22 protein-coding genes are annotated in these 18,405 nt (G+C 73.1%); 4 read left to right on the top strand and 18 right to left on the bottom strand.

The features are described 5' to 3' along the window. Window positions 1-52 precede the first annotated feature (52 nt). Entirely contained in the window at window positions 53-1,294 is a 1,242-nt protein-coding gene (locus AB0C21_RS26325) for an MFS transporter (RefSeq protein ID WP_500207675.1), read from the top strand. Here AB0C21_RS26325 and hypE read toward each other — a convergent pair. From hypE to AB0C21_RS26245, 16 genes are all read right to left on the bottom strand, one after another. After that, entirely contained in the window at window positions 1,277-2,344 is a 1,068-nt protein-coding gene (hypE, locus tag AB0C21_RS26320) for a hydrogenase expression/formation protein HypE (protein WP_500207673.1), read from the bottom strand. The genes AB0C21_RS26325 and hypE overlap by 18 nt on opposite strands. Then, entirely contained in the window at window positions 2,341-3,510 is a 1,170-nt protein-coding gene (gene hypD, locus AB0C21_RS26315) for a hydrogenase formation protein HypD (RefSeq protein ID WP_500207671.1), read from the bottom strand. The genes hypE and hypD overlap by 4 nt, the downstream gene beginning before the upstream one ends. Beyond that, on the bottom strand, window positions 3,510-3,779 hold the full coding sequence (locus AB0C21_RS26310) for a HypC/HybG/HupF family hydrogenase formation chaperone (protein ID WP_500207670.1): 270 nt from the start codon (window positions 3,777-3,779) through the stop codon (window positions 3,510-3,512). Before AB0C21_RS26310 ends, hypD begins: the two co-directional genes overlap by 1 nt. Then, window positions 3,779-4,432, bottom strand: a complete 654-nt coding sequence (locus AB0C21_RS26305) for a D-sedoheptulose-7-phosphate isomerase (protein ID WP_500207708.1) — start codon at window positions 4,430-4,432, stop codon at window positions 3,779-3,781. The genes AB0C21_RS26310 and AB0C21_RS26305 overlap by 1 nt, the downstream gene beginning before the upstream one ends. A gap of 5 nt (window positions 4,433-4,437) precedes the next feature. Then, window positions 4,438-4,644 carry a HypC/HybG/HupF family hydrogenase formation chaperone gene (locus AB0C21_RS26300; RefSeq protein ID WP_160160995.1) on the bottom strand — a complete coding sequence of 69 codons (207 nt, stop codon included), beginning with the start codon at window positions 4,642-4,644 and terminating at the stop codon, window positions 4,438-4,440. After that, window positions 4,641-5,237: a D-sedoheptulose-7-phosphate isomerase gene (locus tag AB0C21_RS26295; protein ID WP_500207667.1), complete on the bottom strand. Its 597-nt coding sequence runs from the start codon at window positions 5,235-5,237 to the stop codon at window positions 4,641-4,643. Before AB0C21_RS26295 ends, AB0C21_RS26300 begins: the two co-directional genes overlap by 4 nt. Further along, window positions 5,234-5,752: a DUF892 family protein gene (locus AB0C21_RS26290; protein WP_500207666.1), complete on the bottom strand. Its 519-nt coding sequence runs from the start codon at window positions 5,750-5,752 to the stop codon at window positions 5,234-5,236. The genes AB0C21_RS26295 and AB0C21_RS26290 overlap by 4 nt, the downstream gene beginning before the upstream one ends. 23 nt (window positions 5,753-5,775) lie before the next feature. Continuing rightward, a complete protein-coding gene (locus AB0C21_RS26285) occupies window positions 5,776-5,934 on the bottom strand; it encodes a DUF6893 family small protein (protein ID WP_500207664.1) in 159 nt (52 codons plus the stop codon). Continuing rightward, complete coding sequence (locus AB0C21_RS26280) at window positions 5,931-6,707, bottom strand: hydrogenase maturation protease (RefSeq protein ID WP_500207662.1); 777 nt, start codon at window positions 6,705-6,707, stop codon at window positions 5,931-5,933. Before AB0C21_RS26280 ends, AB0C21_RS26285 begins: the two co-directional genes overlap by 4 nt. Next, entirely contained in the window at window positions 6,704-7,696 is a 993-nt protein-coding gene (locus AB0C21_RS26275; protein ID WP_500207660.1) for a hypothetical protein, read from the bottom strand. The genes AB0C21_RS26280 and AB0C21_RS26275 overlap by 4 nt, the downstream gene beginning before the upstream one ends. Beyond that, window positions 7,684-8,355: a DUF6084 family protein gene (locus AB0C21_RS26270; RefSeq protein WP_500207659.1), complete on the bottom strand. Its 672-nt coding sequence runs from the start codon at window positions 8,353-8,355 to the stop codon at window positions 7,684-7,686. The genes AB0C21_RS26275 and AB0C21_RS26270 overlap by 13 nt, the downstream gene beginning before the upstream one ends. Further along, complete coding sequence (locus AB0C21_RS26265; protein ID WP_500207657.1) at window positions 8,352-8,555, bottom strand: hypothetical protein; 204 nt, start codon at window positions 8,553-8,555, stop codon at window positions 8,352-8,354. Before AB0C21_RS26265 ends, AB0C21_RS26270 begins: the two co-directional genes overlap by 4 nt. Further along, the gene (locus AB0C21_RS26260; RefSeq protein WP_500207655.1) at window positions 8,552-9,226 is read right to left on the bottom strand and encodes a DUF5947 family protein; all 675 of its coding nucleotides are present in this window, start codon (window positions 9,224-9,226) and stop codon (window positions 8,552-8,554) included. The genes AB0C21_RS26265 and AB0C21_RS26260 overlap by 4 nt, the downstream gene beginning before the upstream one ends. Then, on the bottom strand, window positions 9,223-9,708 hold the full coding sequence (locus tag AB0C21_RS26255; RefSeq protein ID WP_500207653.1) for a NifU-related iron-sulfur-binding protein: 486 nt from the start codon (window positions 9,706-9,708) through the stop codon (window positions 9,223-9,225). Before AB0C21_RS26255 ends, AB0C21_RS26260 begins: the two co-directional genes overlap by 4 nt. Continuing rightward, on the bottom strand, window positions 9,708-11,513 hold the full coding sequence (locus tag AB0C21_RS26250) for a nickel-dependent hydrogenase large subunit (RefSeq protein WP_500207651.1): 1,806 nt from the start codon (window positions 11,511-11,513) through the stop codon (window positions 9,708-9,710). Before AB0C21_RS26250 ends, AB0C21_RS26255 begins: the two co-directional genes overlap by 1 nt. 130 nt (window positions 11,514-11,643) lie before the next feature. Beyond that, window positions 11,644-12,693, bottom strand: a complete 1,050-nt coding sequence (locus AB0C21_RS26245) for an NADH-quinone oxidoreductase subunit B family protein (RefSeq protein WP_149261039.1) — start codon at window positions 12,691-12,693, stop codon at window positions 11,644-11,646. Between the two features lie 181 nt (window positions 12,694-12,874). Here AB0C21_RS26245 and AB0C21_RS26240 point away from each other — a divergent pair, with 181 nt between their 5' ends. The 3 genes from AB0C21_RS26240 to AB0C21_RS26230 all read left to right on the top strand — a co-directional run bounded on the left by AB0C21_RS26240 (window position 12,875) and on the right by AB0C21_RS26230 (window position 15,116). Further along, a complete protein-coding gene (locus AB0C21_RS26240) occupies window positions 12,875-13,213 on the top strand; it encodes a hydrogenase maturation nickel metallochaperone HypA/HybF (protein ID WP_149261040.1) in 339 nt (112 codons plus the stop codon). Beyond that, complete coding sequence (gene hypB, locus AB0C21_RS26235) at window positions 13,206-14,009, top strand: hydrogenase nickel incorporation protein HypB (RefSeq protein ID WP_500207648.1); 804 nt, start codon at window positions 13,206-13,208, stop codon at window positions 14,007-14,009. The genes AB0C21_RS26240 and hypB overlap by 8 nt, the downstream gene beginning before the upstream one ends. 66 nt (window positions 14,010-14,075) lie before the next feature. After that, window positions 14,076-15,116: an aldo/keto reductase gene (locus AB0C21_RS26230; protein ID WP_500207646.1), complete on the top strand. Its 1,041-nt coding sequence runs from the start codon at window positions 14,076-14,078 to the stop codon at window positions 15,114-15,116. A gap of 47 nt (window positions 15,117-15,163) precedes the next feature. Here AB0C21_RS26230 and AB0C21_RS26225 read toward each other — a convergent pair whose 3' ends face one another. Both AB0C21_RS26225 and AB0C21_RS26220 read right to left on the bottom strand, forming a co-directional pair. Then, window positions 15,164-17,314: an acyl-CoA dehydrogenase family protein gene (locus AB0C21_RS26225; RefSeq protein WP_500207645.1), complete on the bottom strand. Its 2,151-nt coding sequence runs from the start codon at window positions 17,312-17,314 to the stop codon at window positions 15,164-15,166. A gap of 75 nt (window positions 17,315-17,389) precedes the next feature. Next, window positions 17,390-18,394, bottom strand: a complete 1,005-nt coding sequence (locus AB0C21_RS26220) for an oxygenase MpaB family protein (protein ID WP_500207643.1) — start codon at window positions 18,392-18,394, stop codon at window positions 17,390-17,392. Between the last annotated feature and the right edge of the window lie 11 nt (window positions 18,395-18,405).

Here is an 18,405-nt window from a genome sequence, read left to right as displayed (position 1 = left end):
GATGACAAACATGTGTTGGACTCATCAATGGCTCCCTGGCGAGACTCCGGGGGTGGACAAGAACGCGCCAGCGAGCGAGAAGACGATCGAGAGTCCGGCCGCACCCGAGGAGCGTCCGCAGGCGGCCCTGCGGGGATGGCTGGGGGTCGCGGCGATCACGGCGAGCCTGTTCGCCTTCCTCACCACCGAGCTGATGCCCGTCGGCATCCTCACGCCGGTGAGCACGAGCCTGGGCGTCTCGGTCGGGGTGGCCGGGCTGATGGTCACCGTCTACGGCATCTCGGCCGGGCTGGGCGTGCCGTTCATCGTGGCGTGGACCAGGCGCGTCAACCGGCGCGTCCTGCTGTCGGCGCTGCTCGCGGTCCTGGCCGCGGGGAACCTGGTCACCGCCGTCTCCCCGAACTTCCCGCTGCTGCTGGCGACGCGGCTCGCCATGGGGTTCGCCAACGGGGTGTTCTGGGCCATCGGCGTGAGCATGGCGATGCGCCTCGTCCCGGAACGCCACGCGAACAGGGCGGCCGCGGTGGTGATGTCCGGCATCTCGATCGCCGCGGTGGCGGGCATGCCGCTCGGGACGCTCCTCGAGGACCTCACCGGCTGGCGGACGACGTTCCTCATCTGGAGCGGCCTCAGCGCGCTGGTGTTCCTCACGGTCGCCGCCGTGATCCCGTCACTGCCGTCACGGAACGCGGTGCCGGTCCGGGAGGTGTTCCTCCTGCCGGTCAGGAACGTGCCGCTCCGGACGGTGATGCTCACCGTCGTGCTGTTCGTGCTCGGCCACTTCGGCGCCTACACCTTCGTGCGGCCGTTCCTGGAGGGCGACGCGAACGCCTCCCCCGCGGCCATCACCGGGCTCCTCATGGCCTACGGCATCGGCGGCGCCGTGGGGAACTTCGTCGCCGGGCACACCGCGACCGGGCACCTGCGGGCCACCTTCGTCACCGCCTGCTCGGGGCTCGTGGCGTCCCTGCTGCTCCTGCTCGCGATCGGGCACTGGACGGCCGCGCCGGTCGTCCTGCTCGTCCTGTGGGGCGTGTCCTTCGGCGCCTGGCAGCTGTGCCAGGTCAACATGACGCTCGCCGCCGCGCCCGACACCTTCGAGGCCGCGATGTCGCTGAACACCCTGGCCTACAACACCTCCATCGCGGTCGGCGCGCTGTTCGGCGGGCTGTTCGCCGACCATCTCGGGGTCAGGAGCGTCCTCTGGTTCGGGGCGGCGCTGACGGCGGCGTCGCTGCTCGTCACGCTCGCCGGTGTCCGCCGGGGCCGTCCCGCGTCAGCAGATGCGCGGTAGCGGGTCGCCGACGAGGAGGTCCACGATGCGGGTGCCGCCGAAGGCCGTCCGCAGCAGGACGAGGCCGGACGGGTCGTCGGTCACGCGGCCGATGACCGCGGCCTCCGCGCCGAGCGGGTGGGCCCGCAGCGCCGCCAGCGCGGCCTCCTCGCACTCGGGGGCGACCACGACCACGGCGCGGCCCTCGCACGCGACGTACATCGGGTCGATCCCGAGCAGCTCGCACGCGCCCCGGACGGCCGGCCGCACGGGGATCGCGTCCTCGTCCACCGCCACGGCCGTCCCGGCGTCCGACGCCAGCTCGTTGAGGACGGTCGCGACGCCGCCCCGGGTCGCGTCCCGCATCCGCCGGACGCCGCCCGGGCACGCGTCCGCCAGGTCGGCGAGCAGGCAGGTCAGCGGCGCGGTGTCCGACTCGACGTCGGCCTCGAGGTCGAGCTCGCCGCGGGCCAGCATGATCGTGACGCCGTGCTCCCCGATCGGCCCCGTCACCAGCACGGCGTCGCCGGGCCGGAGCTCCCCGGACAGCCGGGAGCGCACGACCCCCACGCCGCCGGTGTTGATGTAGCAGCCGTCGGCCTTCCCGCGCTCGACGACCTTGGTGTCCCCGGTGACGATGTCGACGCCCGCCGCGTCGGCCGCGCGCCGCATCGACTCGGTGATGCGGCGCAGGTCGGCGACGGGGAAGCCCTCTTCGAGGATGAACCCGGCCGACAGGTGCAGCGGGCGCGCGCCGCAGACGGCGAGGTCGTTGACGGTCCCGTTGACGGCCAGGTCGCCGATGTCGCCGCCGGGGAAGAACAGCGGCGACACGACGTAGGAGTCGGTGGTGAAGGCGAGCTCGGCGCCGTTCACCGCGAACCGCGCCGAGTCGTCCAGCCGGTCCAGGAGCGGGTTGGCGAACGCCTCCCGGAACACCGCCTCGATCAGCGTGTGGGTGGCCTTGCCGCCGGAGCCGTGCGCGAGCGTGATGGTGTCCTCGCGCAGCCTGGCCCTGCGGCCCCGCGCGCGCTCGATCCGTTCCAGCACCTGCTCCTCGCGGACGGTCATCGGACGGTCTCCCTTACCTGGCCGGGGTTCTCCGACTGCCTCGTCCGGCCGACCTCGATGATCCGCTCGCGGGTGAAGCGGCCGAAGTTGTAGTACGCGGCGCACGCGCCCTCGGACGAGACCATGCACGTGCCGATCGGCGTCTCCGGCGTGCAGGCCGTCCCGAAGACCTTGCACTCCCACGGCCTCAGGACGCCCTTGAGCACCTCGCCGCACTGGCACGCCTTCGGGTCGGCGACCCGGCCGCCCGGGATCTCGAAGATGCGCTCGGCGTCGAAGGCGGCGTACTCCTGCTTCATCCGGAGCGCGGAGTGCGAGATGAAGCCGAGGCCGCGCCACTCGAAGTACGGCCGCAGCTCCATGACCTTGGAGATCGCGTCCAGCGCCCTGGGGTTGCCGTCCCACGGGACGACCCGGCCGTACTGGTTCTCCACCTCCGAGCGGCCCTCGGCCAGCTGGACCAGCAGCATGTGCACGGCCTGCAGGATGTCCAGCGGCTCGAACCCGGCGACGACCAGCGGCTTGCCGTAGTCGCCGGTGATGAACGAGTAGGGCCGGCAGCCGATGACGGTCGACACGTGCCCCGGGCCGAGGAAGCCGTCCAGGCGCAGGTCCGGCGAGTCGAGGATCGCTTTGATCGCCGGAAGGATCGTCACGTGGTTGCAGAACACCGAGAAGTTCTCGATGCCCGCCGCGGCCGCCCGCAGCACCGTCATGGCCGTGGACGGCGCGGTCGTCTCGAACCCGATGCCCATGAACACCACGCGCCGCGACGGGTTCCGCTCGGCGATCCTCAACGCGTCCAGCGGCGAGTACACCATCCGGATGTCGGCGCCGGCGGCCTTGGCGTCCAGGAACGACCCCTTGCCGCCCGGCACCCGCATCATGTCGCCGAACGACGTCATGATGACGTCCGGCTGGGACGCGATGTGGATCGCGTCGTCCACCCGCCCCATCGGGATCACGCACACCGGGCACCCAGGCCCGTGCACCAGCGAGATGGACTCGGGCAGGTAGTCCTCCAGCCCGTGCTTGTAGATGGTGTGCGTGTGGCCGCCGCACACCTCCATGAACTTGTAGTGCCGCCCGGGCTCGCACAGCGAGGCGATCGAGGCCGCGAGCGCCCGCGCCCGCTCCGAATCCCGGTACTCGTCGACGTAGCGCATCAGTCGATCCTCGATTCCCGCAGCGCGTCGATCTCGTCGTCATAGGCCTCGCCGAGGCCCTCCAGCAGCGCCAGCGTCGCCCGCGCCTCGGCCTCGTCGATCTTGGACATGGCGAACCCGACATGGATGAGGACCCAGTCGCCCGCGGCGAGCCGCTCCCCGTCCAGCAGGGCGGTGTTCACCGCCCGCCGGACGCCGGTCACGTCCACCGTCGCCACCGGGCGGTCCGGCATGATCTCCACGATCTCGCCCGGTATCGCCAGGCACATCAGAAAGCCTCCCCCGTCGGTCCCTGCTGTGTGAGTTCGTGCTGGGTCAGTTCCCAGAGGGCGTGGTAGACCGTCGTCTGCGCCTCCTGGATGCGGTGCACCGACGACGAGGGCACGGTGAACAGGTGGTGCAGGCCGGGCATCTCCGCCATCTGCCCCCCGGTGTATCCGGCGAGCCCGACCGTCACCATCCCGCGCCGCTCCGCCTCCCGCAGCGCGGCGATCAGGTTGTCGGAGTTCCCGCTGGTGGACAGCGCCAGCGCGATGTCGCCGGGACGCCCGAACGCGGCGAGCTGCCGCGCGAACACCACCTCGAACCCGATGTCGTTGGACAGCGCGGTGACGACGGCGGCGTCGGTCGTGAGCGCCAGCGCCGGCAGCGGCCGCGCGGACCCGCCCGGGTGGAGGAACAGCGCCGCGACGTCCTGCGCGTCCGTCGAGCTGCCGCCGTTCCCGAACGTGAAAAGCCGGCCGCCGGAGCGGAACGCGCCCGCCATCCGCGCGGCGCAGGCCGCGAGGTCCTCGCCGTACTCCTCCAGGACGGTCTCGCGCAGCCGGACGATGTCGCCGGCCTTCTCGCGCGTCGAGCGGCGCACGTCCTCCAGCAGGGTGTCCAGCCCCGAGCCGCCCGCGTACAGGAAGGGATAGAGCATGTCGGTCACGTCGCCACGACCCCGATCGCCTCCTTGGCGTGGACGAGCACGGTGTCGCCGACACCGGCGTCCACCAGTGCCACGCTGACCCGTTCGAGCCGCCCGCCGCCGACGTCGACGTCCGCGAGACCGCCGTCGAGGAGCCGCGCGACGACGACCGGAACGGCCTCGTCCGCGCAGGTCACGCAGTGGTCGCCCGTGCATCCGGTCACGCGGTCACCTCCTGGTCGAGCACGCCCGGCTGCTCCAGGAACACGTGGACCAGCTCCCACAGCACGTGGTACGCGGTGACGTGCACCTCCTTCACGACGCGCGGGTCGTCGGACGGCACGGTGACCAGGTGGTCGACCGCCCCGGTGAGCGCTCCCCCGTCCCCGCCCGCCAGCGCGACCGTCAGCATGCCGAGCTCCCGGGCGCACTCCATGGCGCGCAGGACGCTGCCGCAGCGGCCGTCCGGCGAGATCCCGAACGCGATGTCGTCCGGGCCGCCGAAGCAGCGGACCTGGTGCGCGAACACGTCGTCGAACCCCGCGTCGGCGCAGACGCCGGTGAGCGTCGCGACGTCGCCGGTGAGCGACAGCGCTGGCAGCGCCCGCTTGCCGACGATCACCGGGTGCACGAACTCGACCGCGACGTGCTGCGCGTCGGTGGCGGCGGCGCCGGTCCCGAAGGTGAGCAGGCGCCCCCCGCGGTGGAACCGGGCCGCCATCGCGTGGCAGGCGGCGGCGATGGCGCCAGCCGCGTCGGCGAGCGCGGCCGCCGGCTCCGCGCGCCGCCGGAACACCTCCGCCACGGCCGCGGTCATCGCCCGCCCCCCGCGGACGGCGGGGAGTGCCCGGCGCCGCGGGCGCGCAGCGACATCTCCACGGCGATGTCCCAGCGGTCCGACAGCTCGTGCGACATCGCGTGGGCGTCCTCGCACATCGCCGCCGCGACCGCCGCCGTCTCCCGGTCCCCGGCGCGCTCGGCGAACCGCCGCAGCGTCTCGCCCGCCGCGATCTGCAGGTGGACGGCGACGTAGGCGTCCCGCATGTGCCGCACGGGGTCGCGGTGGCCGCGCCCGACCCCGGCCTCCACCACCGACGCGAGCAGCGACCCCGCGTCGCGGGCGATGCTCGGGGACGCCCCGTGCGCGTGCAGCCGCGCCTCGACCGCCCTCGTGTACGCCCGGGACCGCTCGGCGTAGTGGCCGAGCGGCCGGGAGAGGTCCGGCTCGTCCGCCGCCGCGGTCAGCATCTCGCTCAGCGCGGCCTCGGCGTGCTCCTGGAGCGCGTGCGCCTCCTTCAGCTGGCCGACGAGGCGCCGCTCGACAGACGTCATGAGCGTCCGCTCCGCGTCCCCGATCACATCGACTCGGCTTTGAGGTACCGGCGCAGCCCCGGAAGCTCCCTGACGACCAGCACGACCGCGCCGACCGCGACCAGCGCGAGCATCACCCGGGCCCCGCCCGCGCCGATGCAGAACCCCTTCTTGATCTCCACACTCCGCCCTTTCGCCTTCATCTCCCCGCTCCCTCCTGCGCGAGTTCCTGCGTGAATTCCTCCGCCAGCAGCCGCTCGACCAGCGCGGCGGCCTCCCCGACCGCCGCCTCGACCGGCGCGCTGAGCCGCATCTCCCAGGTGGCGTCCGTGGTCCGCGCCGCCGGCTCGCACGCCACGAGCAGGATGCGCGGCGGGACCGGGCCGTTGTCCCTGGCCAGCCGCAGCACCTGCGCCGGGTCGAGGCCGTGCGCGTCCACCGCGACGCCGCCGAAGTCGTCCGGGCCGGGCTCGACCAGCGACACGGTGCCCGGCGGGTGGCCGCGCTCGGCGGCGTCGACCAGGACCGCCGCCCCGTAGCCGTCGCCGAGCGCGTACATCAGGTCGATGCCGCGGATGCCGAAGTCGACGACGTCCACGCCGGGCGGCAGCGGCCGCGTCTCCAGCCGCCGGACGACCTCCACGCCGAACCCGTCGTCGCCGTGGAACACGTTGCCGATCCCCGCGACGAGGACCCTGCGGTCCGGCGCCTCCCCGGGCAGCGGCTCGACCTCGTCCGGCCGGACGAAGAAGCGGTGCCCGAGCTGGTTGCGGGGGCCGAGGTCGCGGCCCGGGTCGTCGTCCAGCGCGACGACCAGGTGCACCCCGCCCTCCATGTCCTCCTCGACGCGCTCGACGACGGCGGTGCGCCCGACGAGCGCCAGGTCGAAGATGTCGGCGCCCCCGCGGGGACGCAGCCTGACCCGGCTCCCGGGTGCCGTCTCCCGCCCGCCCGTGCCCGTCTCTCCCCCGCTCACCACACGTCCTTCCGCGGATCCCGAAACGTCCCGTGCAGCGCCAGCAGCTCACCGGACGACAGCGCGTCGCACCGCTCCAGGATCCGCCGCGCCTTCGGATCGGTCGCCGCCATCTCCCGCCGCTCGTCCTCGGTGAGGCTGAGCACGCTGAGGATCAGCAGCCGGTCGATCTCCGTCCCGTCGAACAGGTCGCCGGGGCTCTCCGGTGCCACCTGCGGCCAGTCGTAGAGGACGATCGGCGCCGCGAGAACGGTGTCGTGGCCGCCCGGCGCGCCCGCTAGCACCGGCCACAGCCCGTCCTTGCCGCACTCCGCCGCCGCCTCCGCGAGCCGCTCCGGCGGGTCGGTGAGCGAGACGAACGCGCCGCCGCCGGTGTGCGCCACGACGTGCGCGCACAGCATCCCGGCCCGCACGGCGTCCTCTCGCTCGTCGGCGGCGCCGGTGTTGACGACCTCCACGCGCAGCCGCACCGCGCCGTCCCCGGCGGGCACGGCCGAGACCTCGACCCGTCCCTCCACCCGCTCCCACGACCGGACGAACCGCACGCCGCCGCCCCCGCACGGCCCCCTGCCGTGCACGGCTTCCTCTTCGCTGCCCGCCGTGACCTCGACGGGCACCTGGACGGGCGCGCGCACGAGGCGTTCGACCGAGACCGGCCCGCTGGTGAGTTCGCGTTCGCGGGCCTCCTGCCAGGTGGTGCAGATCTCGTCCCCGACGCGGATCTCGTCCACCGGGGTGTCGCCGTTCATCACCTGGCGGTGCACCGCGTGCAGGAAGCGCAGCGTGACCTCGACCTCCGCGCCGGGGCCCGCCTCCATGAGGAACTCGGCGTGGACCGTCCAGCGGTCGCTGTTCCGCTCGGCGTAGCCGCGCGGGTAGACGCCGCCGATCGTCCAGCGCTGCCGGTTCTTCAGGGCGGACCGGCGGTACGGCCAGAGGAGGTACCCCTCGTAGAGGACGGTGTCCGCGATGGCCCTTACGCGGTCCACTCTTCCTCCTCACGTCGGCTCTCGGCGTGCCGCAGCAGCTCGTCGACCGTGTCGTCGAACGAGGAGTGCGCGCGGCGGGCCCGGTAGGCCGACAGGCGGCCGAAGCAGTCGTCGTCCAGGCGCAGCCAGCGGGCGGTGCCGTAGTAGCGGCCCATCAGGTCCCGCCACGCCCGGAGGGGCAGGTCGCCGGTGGCCTCGTGGTGCCACGGGATCTGCATGGTGCGCAGCCTGCCGTCCTCGCCGGGGTAGAACACCGTGCCGTTGAAGGTCAGGTCGAGCGGGACGTCGCCGCCGCCGAGCGCGTGCAGGTAGCGGTCGGCCGCCACCTGCATGTCGTGCCCGCACGGCAGGGACAGCGCCACCTCGGTCCCGCCACGGAACGTCGGCACGGTGGCGCCGACGCGCGCCCAGGTCAGGCCGTGCAGCGACCGGTCCCACATCTCCGGCGGGCCGAACACCCCGGCGAGCCGGTCGCGCTCGGCGTCGTCGTAGCCGCGGCGCGCCGCCGCGATCGTCACCGTCGTGGTGAGCAGGACGCACTGCACGGGCCCGCCGTCCAGCCGCCGCAGCCCGACCCGCAGGCTCAGCGTCGGCGTCGCCGCGTACGCCTCCGCCTCGATCCCGAGCAGATCGAGCCCGAGCTCCGGTGCCTCTTTCATGCGGGAGACAAATTCGGCATCGAGTCGAGAATCGGGCCGCGGGCCGCCGGGTTGATCCCCGTCGAGCGGGCCGCGGTGGACGTGCCGTCGGGCAGGTGCCCGACCTGCTTGTCGTAGTTGCCCGTCGCGTTGCCCTCGTGGACGCCCCTCGTGTGCGAGGGCGTGTCGGGCGAGACGTCGGGCTTCCCCACCTTGATCATCGTGTTCTCCTCATCTCCTCGGTGCCTGCCTGCGCCGCCTTCCCACCGGCCGCCCTCAACTCCGCGAAGAACGCGCCGATGCGCTCCCAGACCGCGTCGCCGCCGGTGAAGCCCGTCCAGTGCTCGCGCAGCAGGGCGGTGAGCCGGTAGCAGTCGTCGACCGGGAGGATCCAGTGCTCGGCCGCGCCCCGCGCCCGGTGCACGACGAGCGCCTCCACGTCCGGGCGCAGCTCCGCCAGGACGGGGTTGGCGTCGGCCACGCGCCGCCAGCTCTCCGCGTGCACGGCCGCGCGCAGCGCCCCGGCCGGGCTCGGGTAGCGGGCGGTGACCTCGCCCAGCTCCGAGACGGAGAAGAAGGCCAGGTCGACCGGGATGCCGAGGCCCGCCCACAGCGGGCCGTCCAGCCGGAAGCCGGTCAGTTCGCGCCGCCGGTCCGGGACGAGCCGGTAGTGCCGCCCGCCCGCCGCCTGGCCGTCGAACAGCAGGGTGCACGCCCCGCACGCGCACAGCAGCTCGCCCTTGTCCAGGTCGAGCAGGTGCCGGTGCGCGCCGCGCACGGGTTCGGCGCACAGGTCGCACTGCTCCTCGGCCTCGGCCTCGGCCGCCGGCGGCGGGAGCGGCGGAGCCGAGGCCAGCGCCGCCAGCCTCGGCGTGGACAGCGCGGGCGTCATGCGCGGCTCCGCACCTGGTCCAGGGTGATCAGCACCTTCTCCGGCGCGGGCGCCTCGATCTCGACCCGCTCCAGTTCCGGCGCCGCGGCGAGGGCCGCCCGCTCCACGGCGTCCAGCACCGGGCGGGGCGCGGCGGCGCGCCCCTCGGTCGCGACCTTCAGCCGCACCGCCGTCCCGTCGATCCCGGCGAACTCCACCGACGTGCGGTGCTTGCCGAGGAACCCCTCCAGCGCGGCGAGCGCCCGCCCGACCCGCGCCTCCGGCGTCTCCGGGTGCAGGCCGTGCATGGCCAGCAGGTGGCCGACCAGCTCGTCGCCGGCGAGGGCCGAGGCGTCCGCGGCGAGCCGCACGATCCGGTCGAGGGCCTCCCCGTACAGCTCCACCAGCGCCTGGACGGCCTGGTGCGCCGCCGGGTCGAGCCCGTCGAGCAGCCCCTCCAGGCGCCGGACGTGCTCCCGCACGCGCTCGTCGTCCCAGCCCATCAGTGCTCTTCCTGGGCGCCGAACATCGGGGAGTGCCGCTTCTCGATCGTCCGGCCGTTGCCGACGTACATGTGCACGCCGCACGGCAGGCACGGGTCGAAGCTGCGGACGGTCCGCATGATGTCGATGCCCTTGAAGTCGTCCGGGCCGTTCTCCTCGAAGATCGGCTGGCCCTGGACGGCGTCCTCGTACGGGCCGGGCGTGCCGTAGGAGTCGCGCGGGCTGGCGTTCCACGGCGTCGGCGGGTACGGGTGGTAGTTGGCGATCTTGCCGTCGCGGATGACGAGGTGGTGCGACAGCACGCCGCGCACGGCCTCGTGGAACCCGCAGCCGATCGCCTCGTCCGGGACGTCGAAGTCGGTGAACACCTTCGTCCGCCCGCCCCGGACCTCGTCGAGGGCCTTCTCGGCGAAGTACAGCGCCATCCCCGCCGCGTAGGCGATGAAGTAGGCGCGGGCCCGGTCGCGCTCGATCGTGTTGGCGTACTGCGGCGGCTTCCACTCCAGGTTGACCTCCGGCATGCCGGGCGTCTTCGGCAGGTCGATCTGGACGCTGTGCCCGGTGGAGCGGACGTACGGGGTGTCCACCTCGCCGGCCAGCGCGGTCGCCCACAGCCGGGCGAGCGGCCCGCCGCCGGTGTCGAGGGCGAGGTGGTCGCCGGTCTCCGGGTGGCGCCAGCGCGGGCTCATCACCCAGCTGTACTTGCCGCCGTCGAGGTCGCGCTTCTGCGGGTTCGGCAGCGTCGTCTGGTTCCACGGGTGCCGCTGGTCGATCGGGTTGCCGAGCGGGTCCTCCTTGACGAAGGTCTCCTCGTTGACCCAGTCGTCGTAGTAGGAGCTGCCCAGCAGGATCCGCATGCCGAGGTTGATGTCGACCAGGTCCGTCGTGAGGAGCTCCCCGTCCACGACGATGCCCGGGGTGACGTAGGCGGCCCGCCCCCACTCGGACATGTGCCGGTAGTCGTAGTCGCAGACGTCCGGGTTCTGGAAGGCGCTCCAGCAGCCGAGCAGCGTCCGCCGCCGGCCGACCTGGTCGTAGCCGGGCAGTGCCTCCAGGAAGAAGTCGAAGATGTCGTCGTTCATCGCGACGGCCCGCTTGACGAAGTCGAGGCAGCGCGTCAGCCGGACGAGGTAGTCGGTGAACACCTGCGGCATCGCGACCGTCCCCACGCCGCCCGGATACAGCGTCGACGGGTGGACGTGGCGCCCCTCCATCAGGCAGATCATCTCGCGGGTGATGCGGCTGAGCTGGAGGGCCTCCTTGTAGACCGAGCCCTCGAACGGGTTGAACGCCGTCATGATGTCGGCGATCTTGCGGAACCCGTGCACGGAGCCGCGCGGCGCGTCGGTGTTCTTCGCCGTCGCCAGCAGGCTCGGGTTCGTCTCGGCGACCATCCGCTCGCAGAAGTCGACGAAGACCAGGTTGTCCTGGAAGAGCGTGTGGTCGAACATGTACTCGGCGGCCTCGCCGAGGTTGATGATCCAGTCGGCGAGCGGCGGGGGCTTTATCCCGTACGCCATGTTCTGTGCGTAGATCGAGCAGGTCGCGTGGTTGTCGCCGCAGATGCCGCAGATCCGGCTCGTGATGAAGTGCGAGTCGCGCGGGTCCTTGCCCTTCATGAACACGCTGTAGCCGCGGAAGATGGACGAGGTGCTCCGGCACTCGGCCACCTGCCCGTTCGCGAAATCGATCTTGGTGTAGATGCCGAGGTTGCCGACGATCCGGGTGATCGGGTCGAACGCCACCTCCACGAGGCCCGCCTGCGTGGCCGCCCGTTCGCCGCGCGCCGCCGTCCCCTGCTTCATGACTCGCCCCGCTTCATCGCTCGCCCCTGTTCCGCGGCCCGTCCACCGTCCCCCGGCGCGGCCGTCCTCCGCTCGTGTCTTTGCTGGTCGGGCCGTACCGCCGCCGGCCCGGCGGCGGTACGGCCACCGTTCACTGGTGCGGCCAGCGGGGCTGGTAGCCGCTGGTCAGCCGCTCCCGGTTGTGGCGCCACTTCGGCTCCCGGTTCGCGCCCCTGTTGGTGATCGACCGCATCGTCCGGATGAACGGCCCGTAGGACCTCAGCAGCGTGGTGGACAGGCTCGCCCCGGGCGGCTCGTCCATGAACGGCATGAACTTGTCCGGGAAGCCGGGCATCGTGCAGCCGATGCAGATGCCGCCCACGTTGGGGCAGCCGCCGACGCCGTCCATCCAGCCGCGCTTGGTGACGTTGCAGTTCACCACCGGGCCCCAGCAGCCGATCTTGACCTGGCACTTCGGCGAGTTGTAGTCGCGCGCGAAGTCGGCCTGCTCGTAGTAGGCGGCGCGGTCGCAGCCCTCGTGGACGGTCTTGCCGAACAGCCACGTCGGCCGCAGCTTCTCGTCCAGCGGGATGACCGGCGCCAGCCCGGCCGCCTGGTGCAGCACCCAGAGCAGCGTCTCCATGAAGTTGTCCGGCTGGACCGGGCAGCCCGGCACGTTCACGATCGGCAGCCCGCCCGCGGAGCGGAAGTCCCAGCCGAGGTAGTCGGCGAGGCCCATGCATCCGGTCGGGTTGCCCGCCATCGCGTGGATGCCGCCGTAGGTCGCGCAGGTCCCGGCCGCGACGACCGCCCACGCCTTCGGCGCGAGCCGGTCGATCCACTCGTTCAGCGTGATCGGCTCGCCGGTCTCCGGGTCGTTGCCCATCGACGTCCAGTAGCCGTCACCGTTGATGTTCTCGTTCGGGATCGAGCCCTCGACGACGAGGACGAACGGCGACAGCTCGCCGCGCGCGGCCTGGCGGAACGCCTCCATGAACTCGTCGCCGTTCTCGTAGGCCAGCACCTTGTTGTGCAGGTGGACCTTCGGCAGGCCCGGTATCGCCCCGAGGACGACGTCCTCGATGCTCGGCAGCGAGGCCGCGGTCACCGAGACCGTGTCCCCGTCGCAGCTCATTCCCTCGGACGTCCACAGAATGTGGATCTCGTCCGTCAGCGGCTCCGCCGGAGCGACGCTCGTCATCGCTTCCCCCCTCGACCAGCTGCGGTCATCACCCCATCCGGTTGCCCTGCGGGAACGGCGCGAAACACCGCCCGAAAAGCGCCTCAACCCCTTTCCTCGGTTCGGTAAAAACACCGTTTGAACTGGGGAGATCGGGGCAGCAGAACGGCGGTGGGGCAATGGAAGCGGGCCGGGAGGACGCGTGCACGAATTGGCCGTCACGGAGAGCGTCATAGCGGCAATTTCCACCCAATTGCCCGATTCGCGGGTGGTGGTGGTCCACCTCGAAATAGGGAGACTTTCCGGAGTCATGCCGGACGCGGTGCGTTTCTGCTTCGAACTGGCCGGCGAGGGGACGTGCGTCGAGGGCGCGCGGCTCGACATCACCGAGCCGGAGGGCGTCGGCGACTGCACCGCCTGCGGGGCCTCGTTCCCCGCGCGTGATCCGCTCGCGGTGTGCCCGTGCGGCAGCGCCGACGTGGTGATCAGCGGCGGCGCCGACCTGACGATCAAGGCGGTGGAGGTCGCCGACGATGTGTGAGAGCTGCGGCTGCGACGGCGAGGACGCCGCGCGCCTGACGACACTGACGGCCCCCGGGCACGTCCACGGCGACGCCGCCGGGCACGTCCACGGGCACGTCCACGATCTCGTACACGACCTGGAGGACGACCTCGGGGAGGAGGGGCACGTCGTGCCGCTGGGCCGCAAGGTGCTGGCCCGCAACGACGAGCTGGCCGGCCGGAACCGGGCGTGGCTGGCCGAACGCGGCATCGTCGCGCTCAACGTGATGAGCTCCCCCGGTTCGGGGAAGACCACGCTGCTGGAGCGCACGGTCGCCGACCTGAGCCGCGACCGTCCGATCTCGGTGATCGAGGGCGACCAGGAGACGCTGCTGGACGCGCGGCGCCTCACCGCGGCCGGGGCCCGGACCGTCCAGGTCAACACGGGCGCCGGCTGCCACCTCGACGCCGGGATGGTGGCCGGGGCACTGGCCGCGCTGGCCCCGCCGGACGGCTCCACGGTGTTCGTCGAGAACGTCGGCAACCTCGTCTGCCCGGCGCTGTTCGACCTCGGCGAGCGGGCCCGCGTCGTGCTCATGTCCGTCACCGAGGGCGACGACAAGCCGCTGAAGTACCCGCACATGTTCCGCGGCGCGGACGTCCTGCTGGTCAACAAGACCGACCTGCTGCCGTACGTCGACTTCGACATGGACGCCTGCCGGGACGCGGCCCGCCGGCTGTGCCCCGGGCTGCGCGTGCTGCCCGTCTCGGCGACCCGCGGCGACGGCCTGGACGCCTGGTACGACTGGCTCGCCGAGACGGCGTCCGGCGCCTGACCGCGCTTGACCTGGAGCGCGCTCCAGCACCTAGCGTTCCTCGCGTTCGCCTAACGAGGAGCACGCATGCAGTACCGCAAGCTCGGCCGTACCGGCGTCGAGGTCAGCACCCAGACCCTCGGTGCGATGATGTTCGGCGCCGTCGGCAACCCCGACCACGGCGAGTCCGAGCGGATCGTCCACCGGGCGCTGGACGCCGGCATCAACTTCATCGACACCGCCGACATGTACTCCACCGGGGAGAGCGAGGAGATCGTCGGGAAGGCCCTCAAGGGCCGCCGCGACGACGTCGTCCTCGCGACCAAGTTCTTCTTCCCGCTCGACGACGACGCGCGCAACGCCCGGGGCGGCTCGCGGCGCTACATCTTCCGGGCCGTGGAGGACAGCCTGCGCCGCCTCGGCACCGACCGCATCGACCTGTACCAGATGCACCGCCGCGACTGGGAGACCGACCTCGAGGAGACGCTCGACGCCCTGACCGACCTCGTCCGCCAGGGCAAGGTGCTGTACGTCGGGTCGTCGTCCTTCCCCGCCGACTGGATCGTCGAGGCGCAGTGGGCCGCCGAGCGCCGGGGCGGCGTCCGGTTCGTCTGCGAGCAGCCGCAGTACTCGATCTTCGCCCGGTCGATCGAGGAGTCCATGCTGCCCGCGGCGCGGCGGCACGGGATGGGCGTCATCCCGTGGAGCCCGCTCGCCGGCGGCTGGCTCACCGGCAAGTACCGGCGCGGCGAGCAGGCCCCCGAGGGCGCCCGCTTCGCCCCCTCGGACAGCCCGGTGTGGCGGGGCCGCACCGTCGACACCGACCCCAGCGCCTCGGCGCGCTACGACGCCGTGGAGCGGCTCACCAAGATCGCCGAGCAGGCGGGCCTCTCGCTGACCCACCTGGCCCTCGGGTTCGTCGCCGAGCACCCGGCCATCACCTCGACGATCATCGGCCCGAAGACGATGGCGCAGCTGGAGGACCTGCTCGCCGCCGCCGACGTCCGGCTCGACGCGGCCACCCTCGACGCCATCGACGAGGTCGTCCCGCCCGGCACCGACATGGCCGGCATCAGGCACATGACCGGCAACCCGTCCCTGGAGCCGGCCCACCGCCGCCGGTCGTGAACGGGACCCCGGCCCCGGCGTGACCGCGCCGGGGCCGGACCGCCCCGTCAGCGGATCAGCGGGTCGCGGGGCAGGCCGAGGATGCGCTCGGCGATCTGGTTGCGGGTGATCTCGGAGGTGCCGCCCGCGATGGACATGCCGCGCGACCCGAGGCGCATCAGGCCCGCGAACTGGCCGAGCCCCTCGTTGAACGCGGTCTCGGGCCCGGCGAACTCGGCGAGGAGCGCGGCGGTGGCGTGGCCGTGCTCGGCGAGGACGAGCTTGGTGATGTTGCCCTCGGGGCCCGGCTCACCGCCCGCGACGGCGCGCTCGGCCGAGCGGAGGTTGAGCAGCCGGAGGGCCTGCTCCTCGGCCGCGTACGCGCCGACCCGCTCGGCCGCCGCAGGGACGCGGTCGCCGCGCTCGGTGTAGAGCCGGAACACGTCGGGTCCGGGCGGGCCGCCGACGCCGCCGCCGATGCTGACCCGCTCGTTGCCGAGGGTGGCGCGGGCGACCGACCAGCCCTTGTTCGGCTCCCCGACGACGTCGGCGTCGGGGACGAAGACGTCGGAGAAGAACACCTCGTTGAAGTCGGAGGCGCCGGTCGTCTGGCGCAGCGGCCGGACCTCCACGCCGGGGTGGTGCATGTCGACGACGACCATCGTGACGCCGGAGTGCTTCGGCGCGTCCGGGTCGGTGCGGACGGTCGCGAAGCCCCAGCGGCAGTACTGGGCGCCGCTGGTCCACACCTTCTGGCCGTTGACGAGCCAGCCGCCGTCCACCTTGACGGCGCGGGTCTTGACGGCCGCGGCGTCCGATCCGGCGTCGGGCTCGCTGAACAGCTGGCACCAGACCTCCTCGCCGGTGAGCGCCGGACGCACCCACCGGTCGATCTGGTCCTGGGTCCCGTGCTGGACGAGCGTGAGGATCACCCAGCCGGTGATGCCGAGCTGGGGGCGCTTCACGCCTGCGGCGCGGAACTCGTCCTCGATGACGAGCTGGAGCCCGGCGCTCGCCTCCACGCCCCAGGGGCGCGGCCAGTGCGGCTGGACGTAGCCGGTCTCGATGAGCCTCTCGCGCTGCTCGGCCTTGGGCAGCGCGGCGATCTCCCGGGCCAGCTCGCGGATCTCCGGGCGCCGCGCCTCCGCCTCGGGCGGCAGGTCGAGGCTCGTCTCCCGGACGACCCCGGCCACCCGCAGCCGGGTCACGTCGCGCTCCGCCGCGTGCGGGTCGCCGACGGCCTCCAGCGTCGCGGCCCGGCGCAGCAGCAGGTGGGCGTCGTGCTCCCAGGTGAAGCCGATGCCGCCGTGGACCTGGATGTTCAGGCCCGCGTTGGAGGTGAAGGCGGGCAGGGCGAGCACCGCCGCGACGGCCGCGGCCAGCTCGAACTGGTCGGCCGGACCGGACGCGGCCCGCGCCGCGTCCCACACCGCGGCCGTGGCCAGCTCCGCGGCGACGAGCATGTTCGCGCAGTGGTGCTTGACGGCCTGGAACGTCGCGATCGGCCGCCCGAACTGCTGCCGCACCTTGGCGTACGCGGTGGCCGCGTCGACGCATTCCAGCGCGCCGCCGACCGCCTCGGCGGACATCAGCGTCCGGGCGACGGCGGTCGCGTGCGCGCGGGCCCCGGGGAGGACCTCCACGGCGGCGCCGTCGAGCCGGACGCGCGCGGAGCGGCGGGCCGGGTCCAGGTTCTCGGGCACCTCGACGGTGACGCCGGGTGCGGCCGCCCGCACGACCACCATGTCGTCCCCGGCGGGCAGGACGAGCAGCTCCGCGAGGCCACCGCCCAGCACGACGCCCGCGTCCCCGGTGGCGGCGCCGCCGCTCACGGTGAGCAAACCGTCCAGGCCGAGGGCCGCCGGGGTCGCGCCCGACGCGAGGCCGGGCAGCAGCCGGGCCCGCGGTTCCTCGTCCTCCGCCGCGGCGAGCGCGGCGGACGCGATCATCGTCGGCAGCATCGGGCCCGGCGCGGCGGCGCGGCCGAGCTCCTCGGCGACCACGACGAGCTCCGGCAGGCCCGCTCCCCCGCCGCCGTGCTCCTCGGGAAGGTGCAGGCCGAGCAGCCCCAGCGCGGCGAACCCCGTCCAGAAGGCGGGCAGGGTCTCCCGCTCCGCGTCCAGCAGCGCGCGGTTCGCCGCCCGCGCCTTCTGGTCGCGCAGGAACGCGCGCGCCGTCCGTGCCAGCTCGCGGTGTTCGTCGCCGATCGCGATCGCCATGGCCCCTCCAAGTTCTGCGTCCAGAACACCAGAATGGCATTCGGTCACCCTCCGGGGCGAGGGTAGGCACCGAATTCAGGCGATGGCCTCCACCTCGTCGCGGGACAGCTCCGGGTCGGGCGCGGCCGGCGCGGTGGAGGCGACCGGCGCCGCCGCGCCCGCCGCCACCCGGGCCCGCGCCTGGCGGAACTCCGGCAGCGGCCCGGTGGCGTCGTGCAGGGCGTTGAGGGCGACCCACAGCGTCGTCCGGCGCAGCCGCAGCGCCACCGGGTTGGGCGGCCGGTAGAGGGCGAGCTTCTGCGCCCACTCCGGCAGCATGTCGCGGGCCGCCCAGTCCATGAACGGGCTGCCGGGCTCCCACGGCTTGGCCTTGCTGCCGCGCAGGTTGGGCCCGGTCCCGAACGCCTTGATCGGGGTGAGGGCGAGGCGCGGCAGGTAGGACTCCAGGCACTCGGCGACCTCCGCCTTGGTGGCGGGAAGGTCCGTGCCGCCCAGCGCCTCGCCGACGCGGACGAACTCGCGGTAGTAGCGCTCCAGGTCGTCGCCCTTGAGGGGGCGGCGGTGGTAGCGCTCGTGCGCGGTCGCCAGCCCCCACACGACGGTGGCGTAGTTCCAGCGCAGCCAGTCGGGGTCGTCGGCGTCGTAGGGCAGCCCGTCCGGACGGGTGCCCTTCACCGTGTGGTGCATGGCGCGGACGGTCCGGGCGAGGCGCTCGGCCGTCTCGGTGGAGCCGTAGGCCGTCCCGATGAAGAACGACAGGGAGTGCCCGAGCCGCACCGCCGCGCCCTCGGGGTCGATGCCGCCGGTCGGGACGCCGTCGACGCGCTCGGGGATGCGGGAGTGGTCGTAGGCCATCCAGCTGATGCTCGGGTCCAGGCCCTCGATGTAGGCGGCCCCGACCAGCCCGAGCAGCAGGGTCGGCAGGTGCGAGTGGACGTACCAGACCGCGCTGCCGGGCCCGAACCAGCCGGGGTCGCCCTCCGGCCCGGCGAACTCCAGGCCGCGGAAGAACCTGGAGCGGATATCGGTGTCGAAGGCCCGCTCGAACCGCGCCGCGATGATGTTGGTCCTCGATGGCATGCCGCAACTCC

It is taken from the genome of Spirillospora sp. NPDC049024, from assembly GCF_040649235.1.
Lineage (GTDB): Bacteria > Actinomycetota > Actinomycetes > Streptosporangiales > Streptosporangiaceae > Spirillospora.
The sequence above is the reverse complement of the archived record's forward strand: the minus strand, read 5'-3'. Positions and strand labels throughout refer to the sequence as shown.